Annotated in this window: 14 protein-coding genes and 1 tRNA gene; 1 reads left to right on the plus strand and 14 read right to left on the minus strand. The window is 64.7% G+C overall.

What is annotated here, in order from left to right; translation table 11 throughout:
- Nucleotides 1–44: 44 nt before the first annotated feature.
- From ASC45_RS03945 to icmF, 13 genes are all read right to left on the minus strand, one after another.
- The gene (locus ASC45_RS03945; RefSeq protein ID WP_055449725.1) at nucleotides 45–953 is read right to left on the minus strand and encodes a Tim44 domain-containing protein; all 909 of its coding nucleotides are present in this window, start codon (nucleotides 951–953) and stop codon (nucleotides 45–47) included.
- 86 nt (nucleotides 954–1,039) lie between these two features.
- Nucleotides 1,040–1,789: a bifunctional demethylmenaquinone methyltransferase/2-methoxy-6-polyprenyl-1,4-benzoquinol methylase UbiE gene (ubiE, locus tag ASC45_RS03950; protein ID WP_055449824.1), complete on the minus strand. Its 750-nt coding sequence runs from the start codon at nucleotides 1,787–1,789 to the stop codon at nucleotides 1,040–1,042.
- 11 nt (nucleotides 1,790–1,800) lie between these two features.
- Nucleotides 1,801–2,217 (minus strand): gamma-butyrobetaine hydroxylase family protein, encoded by a 417-nt coding sequence (locus tag ASC45_RS03955; RefSeq protein ID WP_055449726.1) that lies wholly within the window; start codon nucleotides 2,215–2,217, stop codon nucleotides 1,801–1,803.
- A gap of 519 nt (nucleotides 2,218–2,736) precedes the next feature.
- A tRNA-Thr gene (locus tag ASC45_RS03960) sits at nucleotides 2,737–2,812 on the minus strand.
- A 36-nt stretch (nucleotides 2,813–2,848) separates the two neighbouring features.
- Nucleotides 2,849–3,370 carry a ClpXP protease specificity-enhancing factor gene (locus ASC45_RS03965; RefSeq protein WP_055449727.1) on the minus strand — a complete coding sequence of 174 codons (522 nt, stop codon included), beginning with the start codon at nucleotides 3,368–3,370 and terminating at the stop codon, nucleotides 2,849–2,851.
- A gap of 17 nt (nucleotides 3,371–3,387) precedes the next feature.
- Nucleotides 3,388–3,999, minus strand: a complete 612-nt coding sequence (locus tag ASC45_RS03970; RefSeq protein ID WP_055449728.1) for a glutathione S-transferase N-terminal domain-containing protein — start codon at nucleotides 3,997–3,999, stop codon at nucleotides 3,388–3,390.
- 96 nt (nucleotides 4,000–4,095) lie between these two features.
- Complete coding sequence (locus ASC45_RS03975; protein WP_141655717.1) at nucleotides 4,096–4,926, minus strand: cytochrome c1; 831 nt, start codon at nucleotides 4,924–4,926, stop codon at nucleotides 4,096–4,098.
- Nucleotides 4,926–6,329, minus strand: a complete 1,404-nt coding sequence (locus ASC45_RS03980; RefSeq protein ID WP_055449729.1) for a cytochrome b — start codon at nucleotides 6,327–6,329, stop codon at nucleotides 4,926–4,928. The genes ASC45_RS03975 and ASC45_RS03980 overlap by 1 nt, the downstream gene beginning before the upstream one ends.
- Nucleotides 6,330–6,387: 58 nt before the next feature.
- Complete coding sequence (gene petA, locus ASC45_RS03985) at nucleotides 6,388–6,969, minus strand: ubiquinol-cytochrome c reductase iron-sulfur subunit (RefSeq protein ID WP_055449730.1); 582 nt, start codon at nucleotides 6,967–6,969, stop codon at nucleotides 6,388–6,390.
- 184 nt (nucleotides 6,970–7,153) lie between these two features.
- The gene (locus ASC45_RS03990; protein WP_072242964.1) at nucleotides 7,154–9,067 is read right to left on the minus strand and encodes a pyruvate kinase; all 1,914 of its coding nucleotides are present in this window, start codon (nucleotides 9,065–9,067) and stop codon (nucleotides 7,154–7,156) included.
- Nucleotides 9,068–9,250: 183 nt separating this feature from the next.
- The gene (locus tag ASC45_RS03995; RefSeq protein ID WP_055449731.1) at nucleotides 9,251–10,147 is read right to left on the minus strand and encodes a pseudouridine synthase; all 897 of its coding nucleotides are present in this window, start codon (nucleotides 10,145–10,147) and stop codon (nucleotides 9,251–9,253) included.
- 14 nt (nucleotides 10,148–10,161) lie between these two features.
- Entirely contained in the window at nucleotides 10,162–11,106 is a 945-nt protein-coding gene (locus ASC45_RS04000; protein WP_055449826.1) for a DMT family transporter, read from the minus strand.
- A 246-nt stretch (nucleotides 11,107–11,352) separates the two neighbouring features.
- Nucleotides 11,353–14,715 (minus strand): fused isobutyryl-CoA mutase/GTPase IcmF, encoded by a 3,363-nt coding sequence (gene icmF, locus ASC45_RS04005; RefSeq protein ID WP_055449732.1) that lies wholly within the window; start codon nucleotides 14,713–14,715, stop codon nucleotides 11,353–11,355.
- Nucleotides 14,716–14,955: 240 nt separating this feature from the next.
- On the opposite strand from icmF, the gene ASC45_RS04010 reads away from it, so the two are divergent.
- Nucleotides 14,956–15,465 carry a hypothetical protein gene (locus tag ASC45_RS04010; RefSeq protein ID WP_055449733.1) on the plus strand — a complete coding sequence of 170 codons (510 nt, stop codon included), beginning with the start codon at nucleotides 14,956–14,958 and terminating at the stop codon, nucleotides 15,463–15,465.
- A 25-nt stretch (nucleotides 15,466–15,490) separates the two neighbouring features.
- Here ASC45_RS04010 and nhaR read toward each other — a convergent pair whose 3' ends face one another.
- On the minus strand, nucleotides 15,491–16,384 hold the full coding sequence (nhaR, locus tag ASC45_RS04015; protein WP_055449734.1) for a transcriptional activator NhaR: 894 nt from the start codon (nucleotides 16,382–16,384) through the stop codon (nucleotides 15,491–15,493).
- Nucleotides 16,385–16,458 lie beyond the last annotated feature (74 nt).

Consider the following 16,458-nt stretch of genomic DNA (forward strand, 5'->3'; position numbering starts at 1 on the left):
AGCGCTTGCGCGACTGCGGCGTGCCGACGGAGTGAGTCAGAGGGTCAATTCAGCTGCTGAATGCCGGCCAGTTGCCAGCCACTCGATCCGTCGCGTGGCTTAACCAAATTCCAGACTTCACGCACCGGGCTGGCTCCGCCCCAGGTTTCTTCGCGCACCAGTCCGGAGAACTCCACGCTGGCGACATACTCGGCCGGGGTTTCCTCCAGAGCCAGAAGCGAGGCCTCGAGCGTGACGACTTCGGTTTTGTTGGGCGTCATGCCGCGCTGGTGCAACTCGGCCGCCAGGGCCTCGTACATCTCAGGGGTGGTGAAGGTTTGGAGGCTGTTCAGATCGGCCGCATCCCAGGCTTGCTGAAGCCGGGTGTAGTGCTGTTTGGCGCTCGACAGGAAGCCTTCACGGTCGAAATCGGCCGGGATGGACGACGCCCCCGTGGACGACGTGCCTGCCGACTGCGGCGACCACTGCGATGGCATCTGGGTTTCGACGCCCAGAGGCGCCTGCGCATAACCGCCCGAGGACGCGTTGGCGTACTGCATGGATTGAGCGGTTTTGCCTGCGCTTGACTTGCGGCGCAACAGGCTGAAGATCCAGAACGCCGCCAGGGCGAGCAGGCCGATCATCAGCGCAGAGCCGAGGAACGAGGCCAGCGCGCCTCCGAAACCGAGGGCATGGAAGAGGGCAGCCAAGCCCAGACCGGCAGCCAGACCGCCGAGGATGCCGCCCCAGCGGCTGGGTTGTTTGGCGGGCGGCGTGGCCGCGGCCTGCTGACGCGTTGCTGCGGGTGCCGCCTGTTGGGGCGGAGCCGCCTCACGCTGCGTGACGGCATTGCTCTGCCGTCCGATGCTCTTGCCACCCCCCATGCGCTTGGCCTGCGCATCGACTGCGCCAAGTGCGAGGGTCAGCATCAGGCCGAAGGCTAGAACACTGCGGAGCAAACCGGTCGTTTTCATGCAAATTCCTGAAAGTCGAAATGAGGTGACATTTTGTTACCAGTCGGACGAGAAAGTTCAATCGATGCCAAATGTATTGCGTCCACTCAATATTTCTGGCCGATATGGAGGGCTACCACGCCAGCGGTCAGGTTGTGCCAGTCGACATGCCCGAAGCCCGCCTCGCGCATCATGCCGGCCAGCGTTTCCTGGTCGGGGTGCATGCGGATGGATTCGGCGAGGTACTGATAGCTTTGCGCGTCTCCTGCCACCCTTTTGCCTAGCCGAGGCAGAACCTGGAATGAATAGAGATCGTAGGCGCCTCGCAGTGGTTCCCAGGGCTTGGAAAACTCCAGCACGAGCAGCTTGCCACCGGGTTTGAGCACGCGCTGCATTTCGCGCAAGGCCTTGTCCTTGTGCGTCATGTTGCGCAGACCGAAGGCCACACTCACCAGATCGAATTCGGCATCCGCAAAGGGCAGTTGTTCGGCGTCGCACAGTACCGTAGGCACGAGAACACCCGAGTCGATGAGCCGGTCGCGCCCGGCCTTGAGCATGGACCCGTTGATATCGCTCATCACCACCTGGCCCGTGGGGCCCACCTTGCGGGCGAAGGCGCGAGACAAGTCTCCGGTACCTGCGGCGACATCCAGCACGCGATGCCCCGCCCGCACTCCGGACACGGCAACCGTGAAGGTTTTCCAGACACGGTGCAGGCCCATGCTCATCAGATCGTTCATCACGTCATAACGCGACGCGACGGAATCGAACACACCGCGCACACGCGCAGCCTTTTCACTCTCGGCGACCTGCTCGTAGCCGAAGTGGGTCGTGGAAGTCGGTTGAGGATCAGTCATGGTCACGAAAATCAATGAGATGCGCAGTGATGCCCTTTTGCAGCGGCGGGCTGAGGGGTGTCGCGGTCGGCGCCGGCTTTTTCGAGGCGGGCGAGATAGTCTGCCCAGAGCGATTCTTGATTCAACCCCAGAAAGTGCAGATATTCCCAGGTGAAGATGCCCGAGTCGTGCCCATCGGAAAAGTGGGGCTGGATGGCATAGTTGCCGACCTGGGCCACGCTGTCGATCTCGACCAGCCGCTTGCCAGTCTGCAGGGTTTCCTGCCCCGGCCCATGCCCGCGAACCTCCGCCGAGGGCGAATACACCCGCAGCAACTCGTAGGGCAGGCGGTACTGGGTTCCGTCAGCGTAGGTCAGTTCGAGCACGCGAGAGAGCTTGTGCAAGACGATGGCCTGCGGCCAGTCGGTGCGGGGGGAAGAGGAGGACATACGCAAAGCCCAATGCAAAACTGGGCACATTGTCTCTCAGTTGCGCCGCAACATCTTCGGCTCATGCTAGGAGTCTGTCGGACTTGAGGATCGCGGGCTGCAAAATGGGCCTGCGGCGCCCTGCGGCAGCGGCTTTTTGCCTCATAGTCCCGGTATGGGGCTGCAAATCCGCCGCCACATGGCATCCGCAGGCCCATTTTTCGCCATCCGCGCCCCAAGCCCGACAGACTCCTAGCGACCCGCAGGCGCGCCATGCAAAGCGCAGGCAAAAAAAACCCAGGTCGGTGAGGACCTGGGTGAATTGCACACTCCCTGAAAGAGCCAGTAAAGGCTCGGTCACTATTTGATACAAATTGAGACGCGTTGTCCAGTTTCGCGTTTATCCGACTCGTTCGTACAGGAATTGGGGGTTTTGTCCGCGTCCGACAGCGTGACAGCATGGGCTATGGGGAAGGCGCATTCAGGGGTGAGGCAAGGGCGGGCCATCGTGCCGCATGCTCGCAAATTCCCGACTGAAACTGGTGCCGACTATCCGAATCGAACGGATGACCTACCGCTTACAAGGCGGTTGCTCTACCAGCTGAGCTAAGTCGGCAGGGGCGCCGGTCGGCGCCGTGTTGCGTGTTGAAAACTATTTCACGCGGGTGAGGTGCGTGCCACCGGGACGTGGCGGGGTGGCTGGCGGTTCCGGGGGCGGGTTGTCCGTCTCGGATGGGGTCGATTCTACCGGGCGCAGTCTTACTGGCTTGGCAGGGGGGGGCGAGTCTTCCTGGTCGGCTGCGGCGGGAGCGTCGTTGCGCTCGTCGAGTGCGTCTGTCTCGGAGGCGGCTTCCACAGGAAAGGCCATGCCCTGGCTGTTTTCACGCGCGTAAATCGCAGAGACCTGGGCGATGGGGACGAGGATGTCGCGGGCAACGCCGCCGAATCGAGCCTTGAAGCGGATTTCGTCGTTGCCGATGTTCAGGCCGCTGGTGGCATCGAAGCTGATGTTCAGAACGATTTCGCCGTTTTTCACGAACTCCAGCGGCACGCGGGCGCCCGGGCCGACCTGAACGGCGAGATACGGCGTCAGGCCGTTGTCCGTGCACCATTCGTAAAGGGCGCGGATCAGGTAGGGCTTGGTCGAGCCGATGTCTTGCGAACCACTGTCCATCACGATGCACCGGGCGCCTATTTGCGCATGATCTTCTCGGAGGGCGTCAGCGCCTCGATGTAGGCCGGGCGCTGGAAAATGCGCTCGGCATACTTGGCCAGAGGCAGTGCCGATTTGGGCAGATCGATGCCGTAGTGATCCAGGCGCCAAAGCAGCGGGGCGATGGCGACATCGAGCATGGAGAAGTCTTCGCCCAGCATGTATTTGTTTTTCAGGAACACCGGCGCCAGTTGCGTCAGACGATCGCGAATGGCGCTGCGGGCCTTTTCGAGGGCCTTCTCGTTGGACTTGGTTGCGCGCGATTCCAGGGTGCTGACGTGCACGAACAGTTCCTTTTCGAAGTTGAACAGGAACAGCCGCACGCGGGCGCGGGCGACCGGATCGCCGGGCATGAGCTGGGGATGCGGGAAGCGCTCGTCGATGTACTCGTTGATGATGTTGGACTCGTACAGAATGAGATCGCGCTCGACCAGGATGGGCACCTGACCGTAGGGGTTCATGACGCTGACATCCTCAGGTTTGTTGAAGAGATCGACGTCACGGATTTCGAAATCCATGCCTTTCTCGAACAGCACGAAGCGGCAACGCTGCGAAAACGGGCAGGTCGTGCCGGAATAGAGCACCATCATGAATACAGACTCCTGTCAGGCTCAAAAAAGCAGAACGGGGTGGCATGCCACCCCGGTGAATCGGATTGCGCCGCCGCAGCTGCGGTCGGCTGCCGGTTATGTGACGTCTTTCCAGTATTCGGACTTCAGTTTCCAGGTGATGAAGCTGAACAATCCGAGGAAGATGAGCACTATGACGCCAAGGCGCTTGCGCAGCAGCTGGTCGGGCTCGGCCATCCATTGCATGTAGGCGACGAGGTCGGCAACTGTCGAATCATACTCGGTTGTCGTCTCGCTGCCCTGGGTGAGCTGGGTGTAGCCGGCAAAGGTCTTGAGCTTCACAGCGGGGTCGGACGGGTCGGGACCGATCTGGAAGTTGGCCGCGCGCTCGCCCTGCAGCATCCAGAGGGGGTTAGGCATGCCCACACCGGGGAAGACCAGGTTGTTCCAACCCGTCGGCCGGGTGTCGTCGCGGTAGAAGGTGCGCAGATAGGTGTAGAGATAGTCTGCGCCGCTGCCCCGATGCGAAGCCAGGGCCTTGGTGATGATGGACAGATCGGGCGGCTCGGTGCCGAACCATTTCTCGGCCTGCGCCGGGGTCATGGCCACGCGCATGGTGTCGCCGATCTTGGCGTCGCCGAACATGAGGTTGTGCTGGATCTGGTCGTCGTTGAGGCCAATGCCACGCAGACTTTCATACCGCATGTATTTGGCCGAATGGCAGCCGATGCAGTAATTGACGAACAGTCGCGCGCCGTTCTGCAGGGCGAGCACGTTGTTGACCCGGTAGGGCGCGTGATCGAGCGGAATTTCTTGTTCCTCCGAGGCGGCGTTGGCCATGCCTTGCAGCATCAACCCGAGCAGCAGACCCAGACACAGACGGCGCAGGTTGGGGGGCAGGAGAGGGCGCAGAAGGGGGCGCAGGAGAGCGGTCATGGTCGCGGGCATCAGTGGGCCTTGTAAGTCAGGCGTTGCGGCACGGGCTTGAACTCTCCCAATCGACTCCACCAGGGCATGAGGAAGAAGAAGCTGAAGTACAGCAGGGTGCAGGTCAGCGCCACCGCGTAGGCCACAGGGGAGGGCGGCTGGATGCCGAAATAGCCCAGCACGACGAAGTTGATGGCAAACAGGGTGTAGACGGCTCGGTGCCAGGTGGGGCGGTAGCGGATGGACTTGACCGGAGACTTGTCCAGCCAGGGCAAGAAAAAGAAGATCACCACCGCACCGCCCATGCTGACCACGCCCCAGAACTTGGCATCCACCGTGGCCAGAGCCCAGAACAGCAAACCGCCGCCCACGACGAACAGCACGGCGCGGGTGGGCTTCGTTCTGTTGCGCCACAGCGCGAACAGTGTGGCCGCAGCCACCACGACCATCCAGATGTGCACGGTGTTGCTGGTCGTGGCACGCAGGATGGAATAGAACGGCGTGAAATACCAGACCGGCGCGATGTGCGGCGGGGTTTTCAGCGGGTTGGCCGGGATGAAGTTGTTGTGCTCGAGAAAGTAGCCGCCGAACTGCGGCGCGAAGAACACCACGGCGCAGAAGATCATCAGAAACACCGACAGCCCGAACAGATCGTGCACGGTGTAGTAGGGATGAAACGCCACGCCGTCGCGCGGAATGCCGCGGCCATCCTTGCTGTCCTTGATTTCCACGCCGTCCGGGTTGTTCGAGCCGACCTGGTGCAGGGCGATGATGTGCGAGCCCACCAGGCCGATGAGCAGCAGCGGAATGGCGATGACATGGAAGGCGAAAAAGCGGTTCAGCGTCACGTCGCTCACCACGTAGTCACCGCGAATCCACACCGCCAGATCGGGGCCGATGCCCGGTATGGCCGAGAACAGGTTGACGATCACCTGAGCGCCCCAGAACGACATCTGCCCCCAGGGCAGCAGGTAGCCGAAGAAGGCCTCGGCCATGAGGCACAGAAAGATCAGGCAGCCGAAGATCCAGATGAGTTCGCGCGGGGTGCGATACGAGCCGTAGATCAGCCCGCGGAACATGTGCAGATACACCACGATGAAAAACGCCGAGGCGCCCGTCGAGTGGATGTAGCGGATCAGCCAACCCCAGTTAACGTCGCGCATGATGTACTCGACCGAGCCGAAGGCCAGTGCGGCGTCGGGCTTGTAGTTCATCACCAGGAAGATGCCGCTGACGATCTGGATGGCCAGCACGACGATGGACAGCGAGCCGAAGTAGTACCAGAAGTTGAGGTTTTTCGGCGCGTAATACTCGGTCAGGTGCGCGCTCCACAACGAGGAAAACGGAAAGCGCTTGTCCACCCAGCCGCGCAGCCCGCCGTGTTCGGGGGCTGCATGGGCGCCATGCATCGATTGATCTGCCATCGAGTCGTCTCCTGTTGATCTTGTGGGGGGTGTGAGGACTGTCTGAGACAGCCGGGCTTCAGGCTTTTTCGTGTTCGCCGATGCGCAGCTTGGTGTCGGTCACGTACATATAGGGCGGCACGACCAGGTTGTCCGGGGCGGGCATGTTCTTGAACACCCGGCCGGCCAGGTCGAACATCGAACCGTGGCAGGGGCAGAGGAAGCCACCATCCCAGTCGGAGGGCAGTGAGGGCTGCGGCCCGGGCGTGAATCGATCCACCGGCGAGCAGCCCAGGTGGGTGCAGATGCCCACGACCACCAGGTATTCCTTTTTGATCGAGCGCCACTGCGTTTGCGCCCACACCGGGGTGGGAAAGGCGGTGCGCTTGGAGTCCGGGTCGGCGACGAGCGACTGGGTTTCGTTGAGCGACTCCAGCATCGCCGGGGTGCGGTGCAGAATCCAGACCGGCTGGCCGCGCCAGAGCACCGTGATTTTCTCGGTCGGGCGCAACGAGCTGATATCGACGTCCACCGGGCCGCCCTCGGCGCGCGCCTTGGCGGAGGGGGCGAGCGAGTCGACGAAGGGAACGGCAGCCCCTCCTGCCGCCACGCAGCCGGCGCAGCCCGTTGCGATCAACCATGTGCGACGCTTTGAATCCATTGTGTGACTCCGCAAAAGATGGCGCATTGTTCCCTGCCCGATCTGGCTTGGACATTAGGACAACCCTCTATAAGCGCTCACTGATTTGGGCGCCTGTCGTTGACAAATGTCAAGCAGTCGCTTGTTGCGATGCAACAAAGTGAAACGTCCATGCAATCAATCCTGCACGGCGTTGGATGCGCGATCAAGGGCCAGGTTCGGAGTTTTTTGGGCTCGCCGGTGCGGCGGTTGCGGGCGGTTCAAGCAAGCCGGGCTGCGCGATGGAGAGCGGGCGGCGCAGCGCCATGCGTTTGGCGTAATGTCCCTCCATGCGCTCGAGCACGCCGCAGAGAAAGCGCACCGCGTCGGCGATGTAAGGGCCCTTGTTGAGCATGGCGCACTCGGCCTGGGTGCTCATGGCCGCATCGGTCACTTCAGGCCGGGAGGGCAGGCCGCTGCGTGCCAGGGTGTCGAGAATCTGCGTGGCCCAGATCACCGGTAGGTGCGCAGCTTCGCACAGCCAGATGATTTCCTGCTGCACTTCGGACAGGCGCTCGAATCCCATCTCCACCGCCAGATCGCCGCGCGCCACCATCACCCCGACCTTGGGGTGGGCCAGCGCCTCGAGCAGAATGGCCGGAAGCTGCGCGAAGGCCTGCTGGTTTTCGATCTTGAGCACGATGCCCACATCTTCGCGGCCGTTCCGGGCGAGATGTTCGCGCAGCGCCTGCACGTCCTGCGGGCCACGTAGGAACGACAGCGCGACCAGATCGACCTGCGATGCCATGGCGCTCAAGTCATCGAGATCCTTGGCGGTCAGGGCCGGCACGTCGAACGAGGTGTCGGGAAAGTTGATGCCTTTTTCGGCGCGCAGCTTGCTGCCCTGCGGCGCGGCGTAGGTGACGCGCAGTTGCAGCGTTTGCGCCGAACGGGATTCGATGATCGCGCCGATGCGCCCATCGTCCAGCCAGACCGACTGTCCGGGCTGTGCCGCGTCAAAAGCGGCTTCGAGCGTGCAGTGGATTTGTGGCGGCGTTAGCCACCGGCCTTGCTCGTCGCGTTCGCCCGGGCTGCCGGGGAGGTCGTCTCGCGTGAGCAGCAGCGGGTCTCCCACGCGCAGGTGAAGAACGCCGGCAACTTCGGGTACACCGGCGAAGCGGGCGACGCATAGAGCGCCACCTTGCTCGTCGCACAGGCTGAAGGGCAAGCCCTCTTCAATGTACGCGGCACGGTCGAAGGCGAAGCGCAAAAGGGCACCGTCGCGCGCCATCAGTCTGGCATGGCGTGCGCGGCCGCGCGTGTCGGTGAAGTGCAGCGTGAGCGGGTCGGGAAAGACCGCGGCGAGCGCGGGTTGCGCGTCTGCTGCGCAAAGCACGGGCGCTGTGGTGTGGCGGGTCGGCACGGGGCCATCGCCGCACCACAGGTCGAGCAGGGCGGGGGCCAGCGTCTGGCCGCGCAGATCGCGCTGCGGCCGCAGGTGCAGCACGCGGCCCTGCGGTGTCACGCTGCCCGTGCGGGATTTCGGCCCGGCCAGGTCAATCTGCACCAGCGCCGGGCCGACGGGCGTGGGCGGGGCGGCCCGCACCAGCGCGGCCATGCGACGCCAGGTCGGTGCGTCGTCGTGGGCGCAGTTGATGCGGGCAATGTCCATGCCGGCAGCCACCAGCTCGCCGAGCTGCTGTGAGTCGGTGTCGTGGCTGTCCAGGGTCACCATGATGCGAACATCGCGCTTGTCGCGCGGCGGGTTGAGCAAGGCTGTGGCGTTGTCTTGCAGCAGCCGCGCGCCGGTGGCGAAGGTGCAGCAGGAAGCAGGGGGCGACGCGGGGGTATGGCCGACCATCTCCGCAAGCCGCGTGGCCACGGCCTGCAGCGAGGCGAGAACGTGCGGCTCCAGATAACCGAGTGAAGACAGGCCGAGCTGCGCGAGCCGCATTTGCAGCGGGCGCAGATCCACCCGGCGCACCGCGAGGTAGTGCAGCAGGTTGCGGGCGCTGATTCTCCGCGCTTCGGGAAATGCGGCGAGGCGTTCGGCCTGGGCTTGTTCGGCCGCGAGAGCGGCGTCGCGCAGGTGCAAGACCTGCTGCAGAAGTTCCTCTGCGCCGCGCGTGAATGCGTTCATCAGACGGTCATGGAATGGCTGCGATGATGCGCATTCATAGCATGGGCGTGTGTCAGTCCACTTTCACAGTGGGTTTGCAATCAGCGTTTCTGAATAGCCGCGATGGGCCTGATGAACCATCGGCGGCATTGGCGATGCAGGCCTTAGGTGGCGTCATGAGCGAGGCGCCAGGCCCGCGACGGTTTAGAACCGCTCGTCGTCGCGCAGATAGCGCCACTGACCCGGCGGCAGCGCGCCCAGGCGCACCTGACCCATGCGCACGCGCTTGAGGCCGGTCACGCGCAGGCCCACCAGCTCGCACATGCGGCGGATCTGCCGCTTCTTGCCCTCGCGCAGCACAAAGCGCAATTGCTGCGGGTTAATCCATTCCACCTGCGCTGGCCGCAGCGGCTGGCCGTCGAGTGCAAGGCCGTGGCGTAGCAGGGCGAGTCGGCTCTCGGGAAAGGCGGCCTGCACGTCTTCATCGCTCTTGTCTCGGGCCGGTGTATCGGCCAGGCTGACCCGCACCAGATACTCCTTCTCGATGGCGCTGTCCTCGCCGATGAGCTGACGGGCGATGCGGCCGTCCTGGGTAAGCACCAGCAGGCCGGTGGAGTCGATGTCGAGCCGACCGGCCACCGCCAGATGGCGCAGGTGAGTCCGTGAGAACGACATCGGCGCGTCGCATTCCGACCAGCGGGTTTCAGCCTTGATGAGCGCGGCCGCCGGGGTGTAGCCGTGTTCGGCCTGCGCGCTGACGTAGCCCACAGGCTTGTGCAGCAGGATGGTGACCTGCGACGCCTGCTGGTGCTGCGCCGCTTTGCGGATGACGATGCGCGCAGCCGGCAGATGCGCGGCCACCTTGGTGCCCAGCACGGCGGGCACGCCGTCGAGCAGCACCCAGCCGCGTTCGATCCACTCGTCCGCCACACGGCGAGAGGCCAGGCCGAGTTCGGCCATGCGCTTGGACAGGCGCACGCTGGGGTCGGCGTCCGGTGCGGGCGGCTGCGAAGCCGCCGTGGCAGTGCGCTGCGTGGTTGCGGCGCTCTGCCGCAAGGGGCGTCCAGGCCAGGAGGAGGCGGGGCGGTGCTTGGTGGGCATGGCAGGGCAGCGGCTCAGGGATCGACGCCGGGAGCGCATGGCGCGCTGCGCATGCGGGTACGTAGACTGCCGAGCAGAGCGCGCAAGGGCAACTGCGACACCACCAGACCGCAGAACACCAGCAGGCAGCCGATCATCGCGCGGCCATCGAGCGACTGCCCCAGCACCAGCCAGGCGGCCAGCGCGGCGAAGACGCCCTCCATGCTGAAGATCACGGCGGCATGCGCGGGAATGGCGTGCCGCTGCGCCACGACCTGCAGGGTGTAGGCCACGCCAACCGACAGCGCACCACCGTAAAACAGCGGCCACGCGGCCCTCCAGAGGGCGTCCAGGCTCAGTGTTTCGACCATTGCCCCGGCGCTCAGGCAGAGCAGGCCGCAGACGAGGAACTGGGTCACCGCGAGCTGCAGCGGGTCGTGCCGTGGCGCAACCCGCCCGAGCAGCAGGATTTGACCCGTGATGAACAGCGCGCCGCCGAGCTCCAGCCAGTCGCCGTGGCGCACGCTGTAGCCGGCGCGCACGCTCAGGAAGTACATGCCGACGACCGCGAGCACGGCGCCCAGCCACACCCCCACGCCGACGCGCCGACCCCACAGCAGGCCGAGCAGCGGCACCAGCACGACATACAGCGAGCTGATGAAGCCGGCATTGGCCACCGTGGTCGATTCCAGCCCGATCTGCTGCAAGGAGATGGAGATGGCCACCACCACGCCGAGCATGCCGCCATCGCGCAACAGGCTGCGGGCGTTGGAATGCGGATGCGCGGCCGCATCGGGACGTCGGCGCAGCGCCATGAAGCCCATGACCACAGCAGCGCCCAGCACGAAGCGTAGGCCCGTGTAATAGAACGGGCCGATGGTGCCGATGCTCGCGGTCTGGGCGACGAAGGCCGAGCCCCAGATCAGCGAGGCCAGCAGCATCAGGCAGCTGGCGCGCAGAGAAGCGGTGGAGGTGGACATGCGCATAAACCCAGATTGTCCATGAGGCGGCGCTTCGCGCCTGCATGGGCGCTGGCGGTCGGTTTGGGGCGTCTTTGCCCCCGTGCTTCGCGCCCGTAGCTTGGGCTATGGGCTTGGCGCCCGGGGCCAAATCCTTCCCCAATCCGCCTCGCCATCATCCCATGCCCTCATGAACAATCTGGGTTAAAACAAAAAACCGCCGCGCGAGCGCGAGGCGGTAGCCCCGAAGATAGGGCCCAAACGGCTTCACATGCTGCGCCGATACTGGCCGCCCACCTCGAACAGTGCGTTGGTGATCTGCCCCAGGCTGCACACCCGCACCGCGTCCATCAGCACCTCGAACACATTGGCGTTGTCGATCACCGCCTGCTGCAGCCGCGCCAGCATGGCGGGTGCCTCGGCGGCATGGCGCTGATGAAACGCGGCCAGTCGCTGCAGCTGTGACTGCTTTTCCTCTTCGGTCGAGCGTGCCAGTTCGAGATGCGCAGGCGCGCTGTCGCCGTGGGGGTTGCGGAAGGTGTTGACCCCGATGATCGGCAGCTCGCCCGTGTGCTTGAGCATCTCGTAGTGCAGGCTTTCCTCCTGGATCTTGCCGCGCTGGTAGCCGGTTTCCATCGCCCCCAGCACCCCGCCACGCTCGGCAATGGCCTCGAATTCCTTGAGCACCGCTTCCTCGACCAGATCGGTCAGCTCTTCGATGATGAAGGCGCCCTGATTCGGGTTTTCGCACTTGGCCAGGCCCCACTCGCGGTTGATGATGAGCTGGATGGCCATGGCGCGGCGCACGCTTTCCTCCGTGGGCGTGGTGATGGCCTCGTCATAGGCGTTGGTGTGCAGGCTGTTGCAGTTGTCGTAGATGGCGATCAGCGCCTGCAGCGTGGTGCGGATGTCGTTGAACGCGATCTCCTGCGCATGCAGGCTGCGGCCGCTGGTCTGCACGTGGTACTTGAGCTTCTGGCTGCGCTCGTTCGCGCCGTACTTGTCGCGCATGGCCACGGCCCAGATGCGCCGCGCCACGCGGCCGAGCACGCTGTATTCCGGGTCCATGCCGTTGCTGAAAAAGAAGCTCAGGTTGGGCGCGAAGTCGTCAATGTGCATGCCGCGCGCAAGATAGGCCTCGACGAAGGTGAAGCCGTTGGATAGTGTGAACGCGAGCTGCGAGATCGGGTTCGCGCCGGCCTCGGCAATGTGATAGCCCGAGATCGACACCGAGTAGAAATTGCGCACCCGATGCTGCACGAAATACTGCTGGATGTCGCCCATGACCTTGAGCGAGAACTCGGTGGAAAAGATGCAGGTGTTCTGCCCCTGGTCTTCCTTGAGGATGTCGGCTTGCACCGTGCCGCGCACGTTTTCCAGCACCCATGCGCGGATTTTCTGCGACTCGTCGTCGCTGGGCTGGCGGCCGTTGTCGGCCTCGAACCTGGCCATCTGCTGGTCGATGGCGGTGTTGAGGAACATCGCCAGGATGGTGGGCGCGGGGCCATTGATCGTCATGGACACGCTGGTGGCCGGGTCGCACAGGTCGAAGCCGTCGTACAGCGCCTTCAGGTCGTCGAGCGTGGCGATGCTCACGCCCGAGTTGCCGACCTTGCCGTAGATGTCGGGCCTGCGGTCGGGGTCGGCGCCGTAGAGCGTGACCGAATCGAACGCGGTGGACAGGCGCTTGGCTGGCATGCCCTCGCTCAGCAGCTTAAAGCGGCGGTTGGTGCGAAAGGCGTCGCCCTCGCCGGCGAACATGCGGGTGGGGTCTTCGTTTTCGCGTTTGAACGCGAACACCCCGGCGGTGTAGGGGAAGCTGCCGGGCACGTTGTCTCGCATCAGCCAGCGCAGCACCTCGCCGTGGTCTGCGTAATTGGGCAAGACCACCTTGCGGATCAGCGTGCCCGACAGCGTGGTGTGGGTGAGTGCGGTGCGGATTTCGTGGTCGCGGATCTTGACCACATATTCCTTGCCCGCATAGGCGCGCTGCATGTCGGGCCACTGCGCGAGCAGCTTGCGCGCGGCGGGCTGCATGCGCGCCTCGCGCTGCTCGGCCAGGTCGTTCACCGCGTCCACCGCAGATCGCTTGTCGGGGTTGGCCGCTCGCAGCATGCGGCCACTTTCGCGCAAGTGCTGCGCCTCCCGCGCCAGCACCGACTGCGTCTGAACGTTGCGATGGTAGGCACGCACGGTGTCGGCAATCTCGGCCAGGTAGCGGCTGCGAGCTGCGGGCACGATGGGCGTCTGGTGCGTGCTGTGCCGGGTCTCCACGTCGGGCAGGCGGCCGGCCTCGAGGGCCAGGCCATGCGTGGCCAGACGGGCCTTGATCGCCTGGTAGAGCGCGGTCACGCCGTCATCGTTGAAACGGGCGGCCATGGTGCCGAAAACGGGCAGATCCTCGGGCCTGGTGGCCCAGGCTTCGCGGTTGCGCTGCAACTGCTTGGCCACGTCGCGCAGGGCGTCCATTGCGCCCTTGCGGTCGAACTTGTTGATGGCGACGAAGTCGGCGAAGTCGAGCATGTCGATTTTCTCCAACTGGCTGGCGGCGCCGAATTCGGGTGTCATGACGTAAAGCGTGGCGTCGGCATGCGGCACGATGGCCGCATCGCCCTGGCCGATGCCCGAGGTCTCGACCACGATGAGATCGAAGCCCGCCGCCTTGCACGCCGCGATCACGTCCGGCAGGGCCTTGCTGATCTCGCTGCCGGCATCGCGCGTGGCCAGGCTGCGCATGAAGATATGGGCCCCCACGCTGGCAGCTTGCGCGTCTGCGCTGCCCCCCGAGGGGGCGAATCGCCCTTGGGGCGGCCCAGCGGGCGATCGACCTTGCCGTGCCCAGGGGCCGATGGCATTCATGCGGATGCGGTCGCCCAGCAGGGCGCCGCCGCTCTTGCGGCGCGAGGGGTCGATGCTGATCACGGCGATGCGCAGCGCGTCGTCCTGATCCAATCGGGCGCGGCGGATCAGTTCATCGACCAGGCTGCTCTTGCCCGCGCCGCCGGTGCCGGTCACGCCCAGCACCACGCCGTGCGAGGCCTCCGCCTGCTGATGCAGGCTGCGCATAACCGCGGCGTCGATCTGGCCGCTCTCCAACTGAGTGATGAGTCGGGCCAGCAGCGGTGGGGAGGACGGCAGCGCTTGGAGGTCGTGCGCCTCGGGCAGCTTGGGCAGCGGTCGATCGGCGCGCCGGAGCATGTCGCCGATCATGCCTTGCAGCCCCAGCCGCTGGCCATCTTCCGGGCTGTAGATGCGGGCAACGCCGTAGTGCTGCAGCGCCTCGATCTCGTCGGCCACGATCACCCCGCCGCCGCCGCCGAAGACCTGTATGTGCCCGGCGCCCTGCTCACGCAGCCGGTCGATCATGTAGCGGAAAAACTCGACATGGCCGCCCTGGTAGCTGGAAACGGCGATGGCGTGCGCGTCTTCCTGGATCGCCGCAGTGACGATCTCGTCCACCGAGCGGTTGTGCCCGAGGTGAATCACCTCCGCCCCCATGCTGATCAGAATGCGCCGCATGATGTTGATGGCGGCGTCGTGGCCGTCGAACAGCGAAGCCGCCGTGACAAAGCGCAGCCGCTGCTGCGGACGATAAGCGGCCAGCGCCTTGGCCTCGGACAGATCGGTCATCGCAGTCTCCTTCGGTGCGGCGTGCATGGCGCCGCGAGTGGTTTGATTGACGTTTACGTCAATTCAGACTGTAGCCGATTCGATGGTCCGCCGCAGCCAAGATTGCACCCGGCCCGGGGCTGGCGACTCCGACAAAACCCTAAGTCAGCTTTCATTTTCGAACCCTACACTTTCTCGAGACTGGCGCGTTCTGACCCTGGCGTCTGATCTCCAGGACAGACTACTTACAAGGAGACCCTCATGCGCAGACTCTTTTTCCTTGCACCGGACGTGTCCAGTGCGCACGCTCTGGTGGACAGTCTTCTGCTCGCCCGCATTACGGACAAGCACATCCATGTCCTGGCCCGCGAGGGCACGCCGCTGGGGGATCTGCCCGAGGCTGGGGTGGCGCAGCGCTCCGACCTCATTCCCGCGCTGGAGCGAGGCGCGGCCGCCGGGGGCGCCACTGGGCTGGTCGCGGGTCTGGTGGCCATCGCCTTGCCCGGCATGGCCATCATTCCGGCGGGCGGCATCGTCATTGCCCTGGCCGCAGCGGGCGCTCTCGTAGGCAGTTGGGCCAGCAGTCTGGTGGGCGTGAGCGTGAGCAGCTCCCGGCTGGAGCGGTTCAAGGAAGCCATCGCCTCCGGGCAGGTGCTGGTGATGGCCGACGTGGCGCACGAGCAGGTGCAGGGCATTCTCGACCGCATGAAGGAATGCTGCCCGAACGTGGCCTCCGAGGGCATGGATACCGACATCCCGGCGTTTCCCTGAGCGCCTTTGAGCGCCGCTTAGCCCTTCAGGCGCCGAGCAGGTCCTTGGCCACGCGCGTGATCTGGGCGACGCCCGGGTGAGTGATGCGCCGTTCCACCGAGATAGCGTAGAACTCCTGGTGCATGTCTTCGCAGTGACCGAGCAGCGTCACGCCGAGTTCGCGCGCGATGTCGTCCTGCAGCACGCTGGGCGCAGCGAACGCGCCACTTCCCTCGCGACCGAAGGCCGTCATGAGCGCGCCGTCCTCAAACTCGCCGGCGATGCGCGCGGCGATCTTGTTCTGCCCCAGCCACTGATCGATCTGCGCACGCACCGCCGAGTTGGTAGCTGGCAGCAGCAGAGGAAGTTCGGCCAGACAGTGCGGGAAGGGCTGCGTGGCGCTTTGCAGCAGCGCCGGGCTGGCATAAAAGCTCAGCGTGGTGCGGCCCAGGCGGTGATTGAACGCCCGCACATTCACATGCGCGGGCAGCGGGGCGTCGGCGATGACCAGGTCGAGCCGGTGCACCGCAAGATCGGCCAGCAGGTCATCCATCTCGCCTTCCTCGCACACCAGACGCGGTGATTCGCCGCCATGCAGCGCGGGTTCGATCAGGCGGTAGGCGATGGCCTTGGGTACCGCATCCGTCACCCCGATGCGCAGGGGCGCCGAAGGCCTGGCGGGCTGATCTTGCTTGAGCGCAGCTTCCATTTCGGCCCCCAGGGTGAAGATTTCCTCGGCGTAGCGCAGCGCCAACTGACCGGCCTCGGTGAGTTCGACATGGCGCCCATTCTTGCGCAGAAGGCGCTTGCCCAGATGGTCTTCCAGCAGCTTGATCTGGCCGCTGAGCGTTTGCGGGGTGATGTGCAGCTGCTTGCCCGCCCGGACGATGCCTCCCGTCTTTGCCGTGACCCAGAAGTAATGCAGATGCTTGAAATTCATGGCATGGCCCTTCCGATCATGCGAAAAAATCGAAATGAAAAAATCAAAAATACGAATTTACGCGAAGTGAGGAT

Origin of the sequence: Thiomonas bhubaneswarensis (assembly GCF_001418255.1) — a bacterium.
GTDB lineage: Bacteria > Pseudomonadota > Gammaproteobacteria > Burkholderiales > Burkholderiaceae_C > Thiomonas > Thiomonas bhubaneswarensis.

What these genes read in the sequence shown, in the direction of transcription:
- nhaR (WP_055449734.1), bottom strand. Translation starts at nt 16,384, where the DNA reads ATGAATTTCAAGCATCTGCATTACTTCTGGGTCACGGCAAAGACGGGA.
- ASC45_RS03945 (WP_055449725.1), bottom strand. Translation starts at nt 953, where the DNA reads ATGAAAACGACCGGTTTGCTCCGCAGTGTTCTAGCCTTCGGCCTGATG.
- ASC45_RS03995 (WP_055449731.1), bottom strand. Translation starts at nt 10,147, where the DNA reads ATGCCCACCAAGCACCGCCCCGCCTCCTCCTGGCCTGGACGCCCCTTG.
- ASC45_RS03975 (WP_141655717.1), bottom strand. Translation starts at nt 4,926, where the DNA reads ATGCCCGCGACCATGACCGCTCTCCTGCGCCCCCTTCTGCGCCCTCTC.
- ASC45_RS04010 (WP_055449733.1), top strand. Translation starts at nt 14,956, where the DNA reads ATGCGCAGACTCTTTTTCCTTGCACCGGACGTGTCCAGTGCGCACGCT.
- ASC45_RS03980 (WP_055449729.1), bottom strand. Translation starts at nt 6,329, where the DNA reads ATGGCAGATCAATCGATGCATGGCGCCCATGCAGCCCCCGAACACGGC.
- ASC45_RS03970 (WP_055449728.1), bottom strand. Translation starts at nt 3,999, where the DNA reads ATGATGGTGCTCTATTCCGGCACGACCTGCCCGTTTTCGCAGCGTTGC.
- icmF (WP_055449732.1), bottom strand. Translation starts at nt 14,715, where the DNA reads ATGACCGATCTGTCCGAGGCCAAGGCGCTGGCCGCTTATCGTCCGCAG.
- ASC45_RS03965 (WP_055449727.1), bottom strand. Translation starts at nt 3,370, where the DNA reads ATGGACAGTGGTTCGCAAGACATCGGCTCGACCAAGCCCTACCTGATC.
- ubiE (WP_055449824.1), bottom strand. Translation starts at nt 1,789, where the DNA reads ATGACTGATCCTCAACCGACTTCCACGACCCACTTCGGCTACGAGCAG.
- ASC45_RS03990 (WP_072242964.1), bottom strand. Translation starts at nt 9,067, where the DNA reads ATGAACGCATTCACGCGCGGCGCAGAGGAACTTCTGCAGCAGGTCTTG.
- ASC45_RS04000 (WP_055449826.1), bottom strand. Translation starts at nt 11,106, where the DNA reads ATGTCCACCTCCACCGCTTCTCTGCGCGCCAGCTGCCTGATGCTGCTG.
- ASC45_RS03955 (WP_055449726.1), bottom strand. Translation starts at nt 2,217, where the DNA reads ATGTCCTCCTCTTCCCCCCGCACCGACTGGCCGCAGGCCATCGTCTTG.
- petA (WP_055449730.1), bottom strand. Translation starts at nt 6,969, where the DNA reads ATGGATTCAAAGCGTCGCACATGGTTGATCGCAACGGGCTGCGCCGGC.